15 protein-coding genes are annotated in these 14,078 nt (G+C 72.6%); 11 read left to right on the top strand and 4 right to left on the bottom strand.

Annotated elements, in window-relative coordinates:
• The first annotated feature begins 7 nt into the window (after nt 1-7).
• Together pafA and ACIBSW_RS08335 are read left to right on the top strand one after the other, a co-directional pair.
• Entirely contained in the window at nt 8-1,366 is a 1,359-nt protein-coding gene (gene pafA / locus ACIBSW_RS08340) for a Pup--protein ligase (protein WP_354722411.1), read from the top strand.
• Between the two features lie 26 nt (nt 1,367-1,392).
• The gene (locus tag ACIBSW_RS08335; protein WP_354722410.1) at nt 1,393-1,614 is read left to right on the top strand and encodes a hypothetical protein; all 222 of its coding nucleotides are present in this window, start codon (nt 1,393-1,395) and stop codon (nt 1,612-1,614) included.
• A gap of 32 nt (nt 1,615-1,646) precedes the next feature.
• Here ACIBSW_RS08335 and ACIBSW_RS08330 read toward each other — a convergent pair whose 3' ends face one another.
• Nucleotides 1,647-2,732, bottom strand: a complete 1,086-nt coding sequence (locus tag ACIBSW_RS08330; RefSeq protein WP_354722409.1) for a DUF3866 family protein — start codon at nt 2,730-2,732, stop codon at nt 1,647-1,649.
• A gap of 145 nt (nt 2,733-2,877) precedes the next feature.
• Here ACIBSW_RS08330 and ACIBSW_RS08325 point away from each other — a divergent pair, with 145 nt between their 5' ends.
• The 8 genes from ACIBSW_RS08325 to ACIBSW_RS08290 all read left to right on the top strand — a co-directional run bounded on the left by ACIBSW_RS08325 (nt 2,878) and on the right by ACIBSW_RS08290 (nt 9,431).
• Nucleotides 2,878-3,873, top strand: a complete 996-nt coding sequence (locus ACIBSW_RS08325) for a WYL domain-containing protein (protein WP_354722408.1) — start codon at nt 2,878-2,880, stop codon at nt 3,871-3,873.
• Entirely contained in the window at nt 3,870-4,856 is a 987-nt protein-coding gene (locus ACIBSW_RS08320; protein ID WP_354722407.1) for a YafY family protein, read from the top strand. Before ACIBSW_RS08325 ends, ACIBSW_RS08320 begins: the two co-directional genes overlap by 4 nt.
• A gap of 10 nt (nt 4,857-4,866) precedes the next feature.
• Entirely contained in the window at nt 4,867-5,121 is a 255-nt protein-coding gene (locus ACIBSW_RS08315; RefSeq protein ID WP_354722406.1) for a hypothetical protein, read from the top strand.
• 177 nt (nt 5,122-5,298) lie between these two features.
• Complete coding sequence (gene tatA / locus ACIBSW_RS08310; protein WP_354722405.1) at nt 5,299-5,628, top strand: Sec-independent protein translocase subunit TatA; 330 nt, start codon at nt 5,299-5,301, stop codon at nt 5,626-5,628.
• A gap of 6 nt (nt 5,629-5,634) precedes the next feature.
• Nucleotides 5,635-6,597 (top strand): twin-arginine translocase subunit TatC, encoded by a 963-nt coding sequence (tatC, locus tag ACIBSW_RS08305; protein WP_354722404.1) that lies wholly within the window; start codon nt 5,635-5,637, stop codon nt 6,595-6,597.
• Between the two features lie 26 nt (nt 6,598-6,623).
• Nucleotides 6,624-7,523 carry a diacylglycerol kinase family protein gene (locus tag ACIBSW_RS08300; RefSeq protein WP_354722403.1) on the top strand — a complete coding sequence of 300 codons (900 nt, stop codon included), beginning with the start codon at nt 6,624-6,626 and terminating at the stop codon, nt 7,521-7,523.
• Between the two features lie 107 nt (nt 7,524-7,630).
• On the top strand, nt 7,631-7,813 hold the full coding sequence (locus ACIBSW_RS08295; RefSeq protein ID WP_354722402.1) for a hypothetical protein: 183 nt from the start codon (nt 7,631-7,633) through the stop codon (nt 7,811-7,813).
• A gap of 43 nt (nt 7,814-7,856) precedes the next feature.
• A complete protein-coding gene (locus tag ACIBSW_RS08290; RefSeq protein WP_354722401.1) occupies nt 7,857-9,431 on the top strand; it encodes a diguanylate cyclase in 1,575 nt (524 codons plus the stop codon).
• A 20-nt stretch (nt 9,432-9,451) separates the two neighbouring features.
• Here the strand turns inward: ACIBSW_RS08290 and ACIBSW_RS08285 are convergent, their stop codons facing one another.
• Genes ACIBSW_RS08285 through ACIBSW_RS08275 form a run of 3 tightly spaced genes read right to left on the bottom strand, consistent with a single transcriptional unit; the run spans nt 9,452 to nt 11,116 of the window.
• Nucleotides 9,452-9,862: a VOC family protein gene (locus ACIBSW_RS08285; protein ID WP_354722400.1), complete on the bottom strand. Its 411-nt coding sequence runs from the start codon at nt 9,860-9,862 to the stop codon at nt 9,452-9,454.
• 40 nt (nt 9,863-9,902) lie between these two features.
• Nucleotides 9,903-10,334 carry a helix-turn-helix transcriptional regulator gene (locus ACIBSW_RS08280; protein WP_354722399.1) on the bottom strand — a complete coding sequence of 144 codons (432 nt, stop codon included), beginning with the start codon at nt 10,332-10,334 and terminating at the stop codon, nt 9,903-9,905.
• A gap of 35 nt (nt 10,335-10,369) precedes the next feature.
• Entirely contained in the window at nt 10,370-11,116 is a 747-nt protein-coding gene (locus ACIBSW_RS08275) for an HAD-IA family hydrolase (protein WP_354722447.1), read from the bottom strand.
• Between the two features lie 85 nt (nt 11,117-11,201).
• Here ACIBSW_RS08275 and ACIBSW_RS08270 point away from each other — a divergent pair, with 85 nt between their 5' ends.
• Nucleotides 11,202-14,000 (top strand): DEAD/DEAH box helicase, encoded by a 2,799-nt coding sequence (locus ACIBSW_RS08270; protein ID WP_354722398.1) that lies wholly within the window; start codon nt 11,202-11,204, stop codon nt 13,998-14,000.
• Nucleotides 14,001-14,078: the final 78 nt, after the last annotated feature.

The following is a 14,078-nucleotide window of genomic DNA, read 5'->3' as shown; positions in this document are numbered from 1 at the left end:
TTTCGTCATGGAACGGCGAATTTTCGGCCTCGAAACCGAGTACGGAGTCACCTGCACCTATCGGGGACAGCGGCGGCTGTCGCCCGACGAGGTGGCCCGCTACCTGTTCCGCCGAGTGGTGTCCTGGGGACGCTCCAGCAACGTATTCCTCCGCAACGGTGCCCGCCTATACCTCGACGTCGGTTCCCACCCCGAGTACGCAACGCCCGAGTGCGACTCCGTCACCGACCTGGTCGCGCACGACCGCGCCGGCGAGCGGATCCTCGAGGGCCTCCTCGTCGACGCCGAGAAGCGGCTGCACGACGAGGGCATCGCGGGCGAGATCTACCTGTTCAAGAACAACACCGACTCGGCCGGCAACTCGTACGGCTGCCACGAGAACTACCTGGTGAGCCGCCACGGCGAGTTCGGCCGGCTCGCCGACGTCCTCATCCCGTTCCTCGTCACCCGCCAGCTCATCTGCGGCGCCGGCAAGGTGCTGCAGACCCCGCGCGGCGCGGTCTTCTGCCTCTCGCAGCGCGCCGAGCACATCTGGGAGGGCGTCTCCAGCGCGACCACGCGCAGCCGCCCGATCATCAACACCCGCGACGAGCCGCACGCCGACGCCGAGCGCTACCGGCGCCTGCACGTCATCGTCGGCGACTCCAACATGAACGAGGTCACCACGCTGCTCAAGGTCGGCAGCGCCGACATCGTGCTGCGGATGATCGAGGCCGGCGTGGTCATGCGCGACCTGTCGCTGGAGAACCCGATCCGGGCGATCCGCGAGGTCTCGCACGACATCACCGGCCGTCGCAAGATCCGTCTGGCCAACAACAAGGAGGTCAGCGCTCTCGAGATCCAGCAGGAGTACCTGGCGAAGGCGACCGAGTTCGTCGAGCGCCGCGGCGGCGACCCGACCGCCAAGCGGGTCGTCGAGCTGTGGGGCCGGGTGCTCAACGCGATCGAGAGCGGCGACCTCAACCCGGTCTCCCGTGAGATCGACTGGGTGTCGAAGTACAAGCTGATCGAGCGCTACCAGGCCAAGCACGAGATCCCGATGAGCCACCCGCGGATCGCCCAGCTGGACCTGGCGTACCACGACGTGCGCCGCGGCCGCGGCCTGTACGCGCTGATGGAGAAGCGCCGGCAGGTCGACCGGATCTCCAACGACCTCGAGATCTTCGAGGCGAAGGAGACGCCGCCGCAGACGACCCGGGCCCGCCTGCGCGGCGAGTTCATCCGGCACGCGCAGGAGAAGCGCCGCGACTTCACGGTCGACTGGGTGCATCTCAAGCTGAACGACCAGGCGCAGCGCACGGTGCTGTGCAAGGACCCGTTCCGGGCGTACGACGAGCGCGTGGAGCGCCTGATCGCCAGTATGTGAAACGCAGCGGCTAGGCTGGTCAGGCCATGACGACGCCATCGCACGAGCCTGACCAGCCGCCGCCCGCCGAGAAGCCGGAGCGGTCGATCGAGGATGTGATGTGGGCGCGGGTCGGGCGCCGCCGTGATCGCGTCTACTCCCAGGTCCAGCAGGCCCGCAGCGGCAGGCACCTGGTACCGACCTGGCTGATGGCGACCGCGCTCGGCCTGATCCTGCTCGGCTGGCTCTACATCATCTTCTTCGACTGACGCCGAGGGCCGGCGGCGGGCAAGGCGCCGGGTCAGCCGATGAGCGTGGCGGCGTGCCGGCCGGCCGCGGCGGCGGTGATGAAGTAGGCGTGGTCCTGCGCGAGGCCCCGGCCCATCGTGGACAGCCGCACCGGGCTCGCCTCCAGGGCCGCGTCGAGGCCCGCCGTCGGCACCCGGACCAGCCGGTGCAGCCCCGTCAGCGGCGCCAGGTCCGCCTCGACCTCCTTCGCCAGGTCGACCGGCAGGTCGTCCGGGATCACCAGGTCCGCCGGGACCAGCGCGACCCTCCCGTACGCGGTCAGGCTGTGGTGCGAGACGCCGCGGTGGCGCGGGCGGGCGTCGCCGTCGGAGATGCGCAGCGACGCGACCGGTGCGCCGCCCAGCGCGACGGTCGCGTTGATCGTCTCGCCGAGGGCGACACCCGAGAAGCCCCAGGGCGTACCCGTGCCGAGGTTGCCCGGACCCTGCGCGACGATCGTCACGTCCGCGCCCAGCACGTGCCGCGCCGCCAGCAGACCGGTGTGCACCGTGCCCGCCTCCAGGTCGCCGCCGAAGGCCTGGCCGGTGGTCACCGTGCCGGCCAGCCGGTCGCGCAGGCCGTCCAGCGTGCGGGAGAACCAGGCCGGCAGGGCGCCGCCGTCGGTCATCACGTACGCGACCCGGGCGTCCGGGCGGTCCGCGTGGACGCCGGCCAGGATCGCGGGCAGGGCCGAGTGCAGGTCGGCGGTCACCACCGGCATGCCGTCGAGGCTGTCCGCCCGGGCCATCACCTCGCGGTGCGGCGAAGCCTCCTCGTCGACGCCGAGCAGGATCGGCTGCAGCGGCGTGTACCGGGCCTTGACCAGGTGGCCCGAGTCGCGGTCGGTGCCGGGGGACCGCGGCGGGTCGGCCGGCAGCCGGTCGGGGAGCGCGACCACCAGCGCGTAGCCGCCGGTGCCGAGGCCCATCACCAGCGCGCCGACGTTCAGCAGGACCCGGTCGCCGGCCACCGGGGCGCCGGTCAGCTCCGGGTACGCGAGCGCGCGCACCGTGCCGTCGTCCGTCGTCACGTCGAGCTCGACGGCGCCGTGCCACTCACGCCGTACCGTCGTGACCGTTCCTGATCGCCAGCGCACCATGACGGCGACCCTATCGGCCGGCCGTGCGCGGCGCAGCGGCCCGGCTGGGTGTTTTGGGGTGATTCGGCGGCCGCTGGCGCCGCCGGAACGCGAGCGCGGACTGCGCATACCGCCATCGGGCGGGGTTGCTGCTAGCGTTTCGGTCGTGTCGCGGACCCGCACCGAGCGCCTGGTGAACCTGGTGATCTGCCTGCTGTCCACGCGACGGTTTCTGACCGCCGCGCAGATCGCCGCGACCGTGCCCGGCTACGAGCACGACCCCGACGATCCCCGCGACCACGAGGCGTTCCAGCGCAAGTTCGAGCGGGACAAGGCCGAGCTTCGCGAGCTGGGCGTTCCGCTCGAGACGGGCCTGTCGAGCGCGTTCGACACCGAGTCCGGCTACCGCATCGCCCACCGCGAGTACGCGCTTCCCGAGATACCCCTCGAGCCCGACGAGGCGGCCGCCGTCGGCATCGCCGCCCGGCTCTGGCAGCACGCCGGCCTCGCAGCCGCCGCGTCCTCCGGGCTGGCCAAGCTGCGCGCCGCCGGCGTCGAGGTCGACCCGCAGGCCACCCTCGGGGTGGAGCCGGTCGTCACGGTCGACCCGGCGTTCGGCCCGCTGACCGGCGCCGCCCGCAAGCGCCGGGCGGTCACCTTCTCCTACCGGGTACCCGAGGTCGACGAGCCGTCCACCCGCCGGCTGCAGCCGTGGGGCGTGGTCTGCTGGCAGGGCCGGTGGTACGTCGTCGGCCACGACCGGGACCGCGACGCCACCCGCTGCTTCCGGCTGTCGCGCATCGTCGGAGCGGTCCGCGCGGTCGGCCCCGAGGGCGCGTTCACCCCGCCGGCGGACGTCGACCTGATCAGCCACGTCTCGCGCCGGTTCGGCCCGGTCGAGCGCAACGGGCGCGCCACGGTGCTGGTGCGCCCCGGTCGGGCCGCCGGGCTGCGCCGGCTCGCGGTGGAGACCGTGCCCGGCCCCGACGGCGATCGCCTGACCCTGCCGTACTCCGACGTGGAGTGGCTGGCCTCGCGGCTGGTCGGCTACGGCGCGGACGTGCGCGCGGACGGGCCGCCGGAGCTGCGCGAGGCCGTCATCCAGCAGCTCAAGGAGGTCGTGGCGCGCCACGAGCGGGTGCTGCCCGCGGTGCTGCGATGACCCCCGCGCCCCGTACCCGGGAGAACAAGGCCTCGGCCGACCGCCTGGGCCGGCTGCTCAATCTCGTGCCGTACCTGCTGGCCCGCCCGGGGATTCTCGTCGCCGAGGCGGCGGCCGCGTTCGGGATCACCGAGCGCCAGCTGCGTGAGGACCTCGAGCTGCTGTGGGTCTGCGGCCTGCCGGGCTACGGCCCGGGCGACCTGATCGACATGGCGCTCGACGGCGACCGGGTGACCATCACCTACGACGCCGGCATCGACCGGCCGCTGCGGCTCAACCCGGACGAGGCGCTCGCCCTGGTGGTGGCGTTGCGGATGCTGGCCGAGACGCCGGGGATCGGGTCGCGGGACGCGATCGAGCGGGCGCTTGCCAAGATCGAGAATGCGACCGGCGACGTCGTCGACACCCCGGTCGCGGTGCGGCTGCCCGCGGACCTGGCGAAGGTCGACGAGATCCGCGGCGCGGTCGAGCGCCGGCACGCGCTGCGGCTGACCTATTACACGGCCGCCCGGGACGAGACCAGCGAGCGGGTCGTCGACCCGATGCGGATGCTGATGGTCGGCCCGCGCGCGTACCTGGAGGCCTGGTGCCGGCGCGCCGAGGGCACCCGGCTCTTCCGGGTGGACCGCATCGACGCGTTCACCGAGCTGGACGAGCCGTCCGCGCCGCCGGCGCGGGCGGTGCCGCACGACCTGAGCGACGGCGTGTTCCACCCGACGCCGGACCTGCCGCTGGTCACGCTCCGGGTGGGCCGGGGCAGCCGGTGGATCACCGAGTACTACCCGTGCGAGGAGGTGCGGCGCGACGGGGACGAGTGGATCGTGACGATGCGGGTCACGGATCTGGGCTGGGCGCAGCGGCTGCTGCTCGGCCTCGGCCCGGACGTGACCGTGGTCGGCCCGGCGGAGCTGGTCGACCGGATCCGCGAACAGGCCACGACCGCGCTGGACCAGTACGCGGCGCCCGCGCCCGGCACCGCCTAAGCTGTCCGCCATGGTGACGTGGATCGTGATCGCCGTGGTGGTCCTCGCCGTGATCATTCTGGTGGCCGCCGTGCTGTCCGTGCTGGGCCGGCTCTCCGGCCTGGAGCGCGCCGGGCGCAAGCTGGAGCGGCGCCGGCAGGAGGCGACGAAGCTGCAGGAACGCGCGGCGGTGCTGGAGCGCTCGGCCGCCGCCGTGCAGGACCGGGCCGAGGTCATGCAGTCCCGGCTGGCCGTGATCAGGGCCGGTCACGGGTCGGACGAATAACACTCCTTACAGAAGACGTGAGCCCGTGATAGCGTGCGGCGTTCCCGGGGGTGTTGTCCGAAATCCCCGGGCCCGGAACGCAAACAAACAGGTCCGGCACGGGTCTCTCACAACAACCACACGTACGATGGACCCGCATCACCCGTCAGGACCCTGATCCGATCGACTGGAGTATCCATGGGCGCCCTCAAGCCGTGGCACATCGCCATCTTCGTAGTCGTCCTCGTGCTGCTGTTCGGCGCGAAGCGGCTGCCGGACGCGGCCCGGTCGCTCGGCCGCTCGCTGCGGATCATCAAGGCTGAGACGAAGGGCCTCGTCGACAACGACGACAACAACGTCGCCGACAAGGCCGAGCCGCAGTACTCGCGGCAGCCGCTGCAGCCCGACGAGATCCAGCAGCCGGGCCAGCCGGGCTACCCGCAGGCGCCGCCTGCGAACGGCCAGCAGTTCCAGCAGCCGCCGGCCCAGCCTTACGTGGACCCGGTGCAGCGCACCAACGACCGCTGACCCATCGTGGCCTTCTCCCTCCGCCGCCGGGGGCCGAGCAAGTTCGAGCAGGCCTCCGACGGTTCGATGACGCTGATCGAGCACGTCCGGGAGTTGCGTAACCGTCTCTTCTGGTCGTCGCTGGGCATCGTCGGCGGCCTGATCATCGGCTTCATCATCTCCGGCTGGGTGTTCGACATCCTCAAGCAGCCGTACTGCTCGCTGGACAGCTCGTGGGTGACGAACGCCGAGGGTGAGCGGGTCTGCAACTTCGTCGTCCTTGGTGTGGTCGACCCGCTGATCCTCAAGCTGAAGATCGCGCTGTGGGTCGGACTGATCCTCGGTGCGCCGGTCTGGTTGTACCAGCTCTGGGCCTTCATCGCGCCGGGCCTGCACCGGCACGAGCGCAAGTGGGCGTACGTCTTCGTGGCCATCGCGGCGCCGCTGTTCATCGGCGGCGCGGTGCTCGCGTACTTCGTCGTCAAACACAGCCTGGCCTTCATCCAGGAGGCCGGCATCCTGGGCGTGACCACCCAGCTCGAGGTCGGGGCGTACGTCGGCTTCGTGACGAACATGATCCTGTTGTTCGGGGTGGCGTTCGAGTTCCCGCTGATCCTGCTGATGCTCAACTTCACGGGCGTGGTGTCCGCGCAGAAGCTGATGAGCTGGTGGCGCGTCGTCGTCTTCCTGTCGTTCGGCTTCGCCGCCATCGCCACGCCGGACCCGGGCCCGTTCGGCATGACGCTGCTCGCGCTCTGCATGGTCGTGCTCTACCTGCTCGCGGTCGGCGTCGCCTTCCTCAACGACAAGCGCAAGGGCCGCGGCAAGGAGATCTACGCCGGGCTGGACGACGACACCATCTCGCCGCTCGAGGACGACCGGGACCCGGTCACCGCGGGCGACCGGATCGAGACGCCGTCCCCGGTCGAGGCCCCGGTGCCGGTGGCGAAACCGTTGCCGCTGGAGAGCCGGTTCGACGATATGACCTGAGGCACCGGCCGGGTACCCTCCCGGCTGTGACGAGCGACGACATCGCGGTGCTGGCCAACCCGCTTGCGGGCAGGGGCCGGCACCGCGGTCTGCTTTCCCAGGTCCTCGACCGGCTCGGCGCCTCCGGTCGGACCGTGCGGCTGCTGAGCGCGGCAAGCGCCGAGGACGCCGAGAAGGCCTGCCACCGCGCCGTCGCCGAGGGCGTCGGCGCGCTGGTCGGCTTCGGCGGGGACGGCACGCTGCACCGGGCGGTGCAGGCGGTCGCCGGCACCACCGTCGGCTTCGGCATGGTCCCGGCCGGCACCGGCAACGACTTCGTGGCCGGCACCGGCGTCCCGTCGGACCCCCTCGCCGCGGCGGACGCGATCGCCGACGCGGTCCGGACCGGGCGGGCCACCGAGATCGACATGGCCCGGGTGACCACCGCGGAGGGCGACGTGCGCTGGTTCGGCGCCGTCCTGGCCGCGGGCTTCGACGCGATCGTCAACGAGCGCGCCAACCGGATGCGCTGGCCGCGCGGCCCGCGCCGCTACGACCTCGCCATCCTGCTCGAGCTGGCCCGGCTGCGGCCGCGCAGCTACTCGCTGGTCCTCGACGGCGTCGACCACAGCTTCAGCGGGGTACTGGTCGCCGTCGGCAACTGCGCCAGCTACGGCGGCGGCATGCGGATCTGCCCGGACGCCGACCCGGCGGACGGCCTGCTCGACGTCGTGGTCGCCGGCCCGCTCGGGCGCGGCGCCGTCGCGCGGCTCAAGCCGCGCCTGCGCCGCGGCACGCACGTCACCGACCCGGCGGTCACCAGCTACCGCGCCCGGGAGGTCCGGATCGCCTCGGAGGGGATCTTCGGGTACGCGGACGGCGAGCGCGTCGCCGCGCTGGATCTGGTCGTGACGTGTGTTCCGGGCGCGGTGCGCCTGCTGCGCTGAGCCCGCCGCGGGTGCGGTCCGGTTGCCTTCGCCGCTTCGCCGTCAGCGCCGCCGCGCCGGCGCCGAACTGAGCGGGGAAGCCCCACACCGCACGCGAGGGAGACCGCATGTCGATCGGTTCGCTGAGCTCGGGCACCGTCTCCACCGCGACCCTCGCGCAGGCCGACGCCTCCGCCGCGAAGACGGTCGAGGGCGCCCGCACCATCGCGGACCACGTCGCGGCCGCCGAGCAGGAGCCGGCCCGGCCCGCCTCGGCGACGCTCGGCACGCTGGTCGACACGTACCTCTGAGCTGGGCGGGGTCATGAGAGTCCGATGAACGAGAGGCAGAACGGTGACTGCGGTTCTGGCGTTCGCGGCGACATTCGCCGCCGCTGTGGTGATCTCGGCGGTGGTCTCCGTATCAGCCTGGCGGCGCCGGGACGAGGCGGCCGGATACGGCCCGATCGCCTTCATGGCGGCCGGCGCGGCCTGGTGGTCGGCCATGTCGATGGTCAACCTGTTCCTGCCTGACGAGACCGCGTCGATGTGGGCGATCTCGCTGGCGTACGCGGGCGTGTTCGCGGTGATCGCCGGGTGGTGGGCGGCGGCCCGGGCGCTCGCCGACCGCTTCTGGCGGCTCCGGCCGCGGATGGCCGTACTGCTGGCGGCGGAGCCGTTGTTGTGCGCCGTCGTCCTGGCGACGAACCCGTGGCACCACCTGTTTCTGGACCACCTCGAGCCGACCAGCGGCGGTGGTGCGTACGCCGCGGTCTTCGGCCCGCTGTTCTGGGTGCACGCCGCCTACAGCTACCTGGTGCTCACCGTGGCCGCGATCGCCGTCCTACGGATCTTCAAGCGCGCGGCCGGCCGCCACCGCGCATACCTGGTGGCCATGGTCGCCTACGCGCCGACCCTGGCCGTCAACCTCACCGGGATGCTCTCCGGAGGCCGGCTCGTCGGCATGACCGCGATCGGGTTCGCGTTCAGCGCCCCGGTCATGTACTGGGTCGTCCGCCACAGGTCAGGGCCGTCGTCCGCCCCGGTCACCCACCGCGACCTGTTCACCATCATGTCCGACCTCGCCATCGTCGTCGACGACCAGCGGCGCGTCCTCGACCACAACCCGGCCGCCGGCCGCCTCCTGAGCCGGCTCGGCGCCGCCGGCGGCGGCCTGCTTCCGGACGCGTTCGGCGAACTGCCCGCCGGCGGGCAGCACGAATTCACCATCAACGACATCGGCGGTACGGGCACCGACCTCAGCGTCCGGGTCAGCGGACTGGCCGGGCACCGGCGGCGCGGCAGCGCCCGGCTTCTGGTCGCCCGCGACGTCACCGATCACAACCGGCAGCGCCGCGCCCTGGAACAGGCGAACGACCGGTTGCACGCCCAGGTGGCCACCATCGAGAGACTCCGCAACGACCTCGCCGAACAGGCGTCCCGGGACCACCTCACCGGCCTGCACAACCGACGCCACCTGATGACCGGGCTGTCCGGCATGCTCGCGGCGGGCCGGCCGTTCAGCATCGCGCTCATCGACATCGACCACTTCAAGCAGATCAACGACGGTCACGGGCACAACACCGGCGACGACGTGCTCCGGCAGGTTGCCCGGCACCTGGCGGCGGCCAGTCCCGGTGACCTGGTGGCCCGTTACGGTGGCGAGGAGTTCGCGATCGTCCTCGACGGCGTCGGCCCCGATGACGCGGCCGCCCGCATCGACGAGCTGCGCCGCGAGATCGGGGCCGCTCCCGTGTACGCCGGCGGCGCCACCATCTCGGTGACCGTCAGCGCCGGCATCACCGAGGCGACCGACGGCCACGACATCATCAGCCTCATCCACACCGCCGACATGGCCCTCTACGCGGCCAAGGCCGCCGGGCGCGACCGGGTCGAGATCGCCGGGCGGGCAACCGCGCCGGCGGTGTGACCTCCCGCCGCGCCGGAGCCTCAGGCACCCTGCTGGAGGATCCGGACCGCGTTGCCGGACGGGTCCCGCAGGCCCATGTCGGTGCCGTAGAAGTGGTCGGTGGGCTCCTGCGTGAAGTCGGTGAAACCGCCCGCCTTGAGCGACTCGTACAGCCCGCGGACATCGTCGGTGTTGAGCACGACGCCGTTCATGGCGCCCTTCGCGATCAGCTCGCGGAGCTGACCGGCCGTCGCCTCGTCGTGCAGCGGCGGCCCCGGCTGCTCGAGGGAGAGCTCCGTGCCGCCGTCGCCGGGCACCCGGACGGTCAGCCAGCGGTAGGAGCCCTGCTGGACGTCGTTACCCTTCTCGAGGCCGAGCCTGCCGACGTAGAACTCCAGCGCCTCGTCCTTGTCGAGGACGTAGATGGACGCGACGTTCAGCTTGGTGATCATTTGGCTCTCCTCCGCCGGGTGTGATGGGAACGTCGTCAGGCTAGGGCCGCCGGCCCGGCGGAGTCTTCTCCGGAACTGCTGTCTTGCGTGGCCGGGTGTTGGCCAGCTGGACGCAGTTGGGCACGACGACCGGCCCGTTGCCGCCGCGGTACGCGGTCGGCGTCTCGCCGACGATCTCCCGGAACGTGCGGCTGAACGTGCCGAGGCTGTTGAAGCCGACGGCGGAGCAGACGTCGGTGACGCTGCGGCCGGTCTCGCGCAGCAGGAACATCGAGCGCTCGATCCGCCGCCGCTGCAGGTAGCGGTGCGGCGTCTCACCGAACACGGTACGGAAACAGCGGCTGAAATGCGCCGGCGAGAGGTGTGCGACGGCCGCGATGGCGCGGACGTCGAGCGGCCCGGCGTACGCCCGGTCGATCGCGTCGCGGGCGCGGAGCAGGCGCCGGTTGAGCTCCTCGACCTCGCGGCTCACGCCGCAATGCTAGGGAAAAGTCGCCGCCACCGCGCTCAGATCGGGCAGCCGGCCAGGGCCAGGGTCGCGCTCAGGCCGTTGCTGCGGCCCGGCTCGGCGGCCGGGAGCACCAGCGCCGCGCAGCCGGCCCGCACCGCGCCCGCGTCGGCCGGGCTGTCGCCGACCATCAGCGTGCGCTCCGGGTCGGCGCCGAGCATGCCGCAGGCGCGCAGGAAGATCGCCGGATCGGGCTTGGTGCGGCCCACCTCGTAGGAGAGCGCGTACGCGTCGACCAGGCCGTCCAGCCCCCACGCCGCGAAGTGCGGCCGGATGTCGAAGCCGATGTTGCTCACCACCCCGACCTTGATCCCGGCGTCGTGCAGGGTGCGCAGGGTCGGCTCGGTGTCCGCGTACGGCAGCCAGCCGGCGGGGCCCAGCAGCCGCTCGTAGAGGGCGTCGGCCAGCCCTTCCACGTCGGTGCTGACCGTCTCCGCCAGGCCGGTGTACGCCGCGCGGTGGCTGTGTTCGTACAGGTCACGGTCGGCCCAGTGCTCCGCGAGGTGCAGCGGGACGCGGTAGGGCAGCGGCCCGCCGGCCCGGCCGGCGGTGACCAGGCGGTCGGCCAGGATCGTGGCCTTGCCACGCTCCAGCTCGCGCCCGCAGGCCGCCGCGGCGGCGACCACCCACGTCACCGGCTCCTCCACCTGAGCGAGGGTGCCGTGGAAGTCGAAGAGCACGGCGTCGACCTGTCGGCGCGACGGGTAAGCGGTCGATTCGGCGGCATCCGGCACGCCGTGCACCATACCCAGCGACTCCGACGCAACTGTCGGCGCCGCCCGGCAAGCCATGATCTTCGTTGTGTCAGGGGTAAGCACTAGCCTTGTGTTCATGACGAGCCGTGCCGATGATGTGAGCCCCGCCGAACGGTATGCGGCTTCGAAACGTCGGGCGGCCCGCGCGGCCGAGTTCCCGGCCCTCGACGATTTCATGCTGGATGTCGGATTCGATCTCGACGACTTCCAGCGCCGGTCCTGCGAGGCGCTCGAGCGCGGCAGCGGCGTGCTGGTCTGCGCGCCGACCGGGGCCGGCAAGACGGTGGTCGGCGAGTTCGCGGTGCACCTCGTGCTGCGCGGCGCCGGCGCCGCCGGCCGGCGCAAGTGCTTCTACACGACCCCGATCAAGGCGCTCTCCAACCAGAAGTACCACGACCTGGTGGCGCGCTACGGCGCCGAGCAGGTCGGCCTGCTGACCGGCGACAACGTCATCAACGGCGACGCGCCCGTGGTGGTCATGACCACCGAGGTCCTGCGCAACATGCTCTACTCGGGCTCGGCCAGCCTGCAGGGCCTGGCCTACGTGGTGATGGACGAGGTGCACTACCTGGCCGACCGGTTCCGCGGCGCGGTCTGGGAAGAGGTGATCATCCACCTCCCGGCGTCGGTGACGCTGGTGTCGCTCTCCGCCACGGTCAGCAACTACGAGGAGTTCGCCGACTGGCTGGTCACCGTCCGGGGCCACACCGAGGTGGTGGTCAGCGAGCACCGGCCGGTGCCGCTGTGGCAGCACATGCTGGTCGGCAAGCGGATGTTCGACCTCTTCCACGACGCCGACGCGGCCCGCAAGCACGACGTGCACCCCGAGCTGCTGCGCTACACCCGCGAGATGCTGCGCCGCCTCGAGCTGACCGACCGCACGGCGGGCCCGGGCTGGCAGTCGCGCGGCGGCCGGTCGCGCCGCTGGCAGCCGCCGCCGCGCGCCGAGGTCGTCGACCGGCTCGACCGGGCCGACCTGCTGCCGGCGATCCTGTTCATCTTCAGCCGCGCGGGCTGCGACGCCGCCGTGCAGCAGTGCCTCTCCGGCGGGCTGCGGCTCACCAACGCCGACGAGCGGGCGGAGATCCGGCGCATCGCCCAGGCGAAGGTCGCCAGCATCCCCGGCGAGGACCTGACCGTCCTGGGCTACTGGGAGTGGCTCGACGGGCTCGAGCGCGGCGTCGCCGCGCACCACGCCGGCATGCTGCCCGCGTTCAAGGAGGCCGTCGAGGAGTGCTTCGTCCGCGGCCTGGTCAAGGCCGTGTTCGCCACCGAGACCCTGGCCCTGGGCATCAACATGCCGGCCCGGTGCGTGGTGCTGGAGCGGCTGGTCAAGTTCAACGGCGAGGCGCACGTCGACCTCACCCCGGGGGAGTACACCCAGCTCACCGGGCGGGCCGGGCGGCGCGGCATCGACGTCGAGGGCCACGCGGTCGTGCTGTGGAGCCCGGAGGTCGACCCGCGGCACGTGGCCGGGCTGGCCTCGACCCGCACCTACCCGCTGCGCTCCAGCTTCCGTCCGTCCTACAACATGGCGGTCAACCTGGTCGGCACGGTCGGCGCCGACGAGTCCCGCGAGCTGCTCGAGTCGTCGTTCGCCCAGTTCCAGGCGGACCGCTCGGTGGTCGGCCTGGCCCGGCAGGTGCAGCGCAACGTCGACACCATGCGGGCGTACGGCGACGACGGCGCCTGCCACCACGGCGACTTCGACGAGTACTTCGCGATCCGGGTCTCCATCGCCGACCGCGAGAAGGCCATCGCCCGGCAGGGCGCCACCCAGCGCCGCGCGGCCACGCTCTCCTCCCTGGAGAAGCTGCGCGTCGGCGACGTCATCCGGGTGCCGCAGGGCCGCCGGGCCGGCCTGGCCGTGGTCCTCGAGCCGGTCAGCGGCGGCTTCGGCGAGCCGCGCCCGCTGGTGCTCACCCAGGACCGCTGGGCCGGGCGGGTCAGCCCGGCCGACTTCCCCGGCGCGGTCGACGTGCTCGAGCGCATCAGAGTGCCCAAGCACTTCAACCACCGTTCCCCCGCGGCCAGGCGGGACTTGGCCGCCACGGTCAGCGCCACCGGCCTGGACCGGCACGGCGACGGCGCCCGGCGCCGCGGCCGCGACCGGGGCGTCCCCGGCGAGGACGCGGAGATCGCGCTGCTCAAGGTGCAGATGCGCCAGCACGCCTGCCACTCCTGCCCCGACCGCGAGGAGCACGCCCGCTGGGCCGAGCGCCGGCACCGCCTGGCCCGCGACACCGACGCCCTGCGGGACAAGGTGGCCGGCCGCACGGGATCGCTCGCGCGCACCTTCGACCAGGTCCTCGCGGTGCTCACCGGCCGCGGCTACCTGTCGGCCGACGGCGAGGTGACCGACGCCGGCCGGATGCTGGGCCGGATCTGGACGGAGGCCGACCTGCTGGTCGCCGAGTGCCTGCGCCGCGGCGTCTGGGAGGGCCTGGCCCCGGAGGAGCTGGCGGCGGCCGTGTCCATGGTGCTCTACGAGTCGCGCCGCGAGGGCGACGAGCGGGCCTCGGTGCCCAAGGGCGCGACGACCGGCGCGGTCGACGCCTGCCAGAAGCTGTGGGCCGAGATCGAGTCCGACGAGGCCGCGCACGGCCTGTCGCTGACCCGCGAGCCCGACCCGGGCTTCGTCTGGCCGATCTACCGGTGGGCCCGCGGCGAGCCGCTGGCCCGGGTGCTGGCGAGCGGGCACAACTACGAGTCCGACATGCCGGCCGGCGACTTCGTCCGCTGGGCGCGCCAGGTGCTCGACCTGCTCACCCAGTTGAGGGACGCGCCCGCCGCGTCGGCCGGCATCCGCGACACCGCCCGCAAGGCGATCACCGCCGTGAACAGGGGAGTCCTGGCCTACCAGACCGCGCTCTAGCATCTTCGCGGCCCCCCGCAGGCCGGGTCGGGCAGATAACCTGGCGCGATGGTTGATCGCCGTGTCGGTGCCGTCTGG

It is taken from the genome of Actinoplanes sp. NPDC049668, assembly GCF_044465445.1.
Taxonomy (GTDB): domain Bacteria; phylum Actinomycetota; class Actinomycetes; order Mycobacteriales; family Micromonosporaceae; genus Actinoplanes.
The sequence above is the reverse complement of the archived record's forward strand: the minus strand, read 5'-3'. Positions and strand labels throughout refer to the sequence as shown.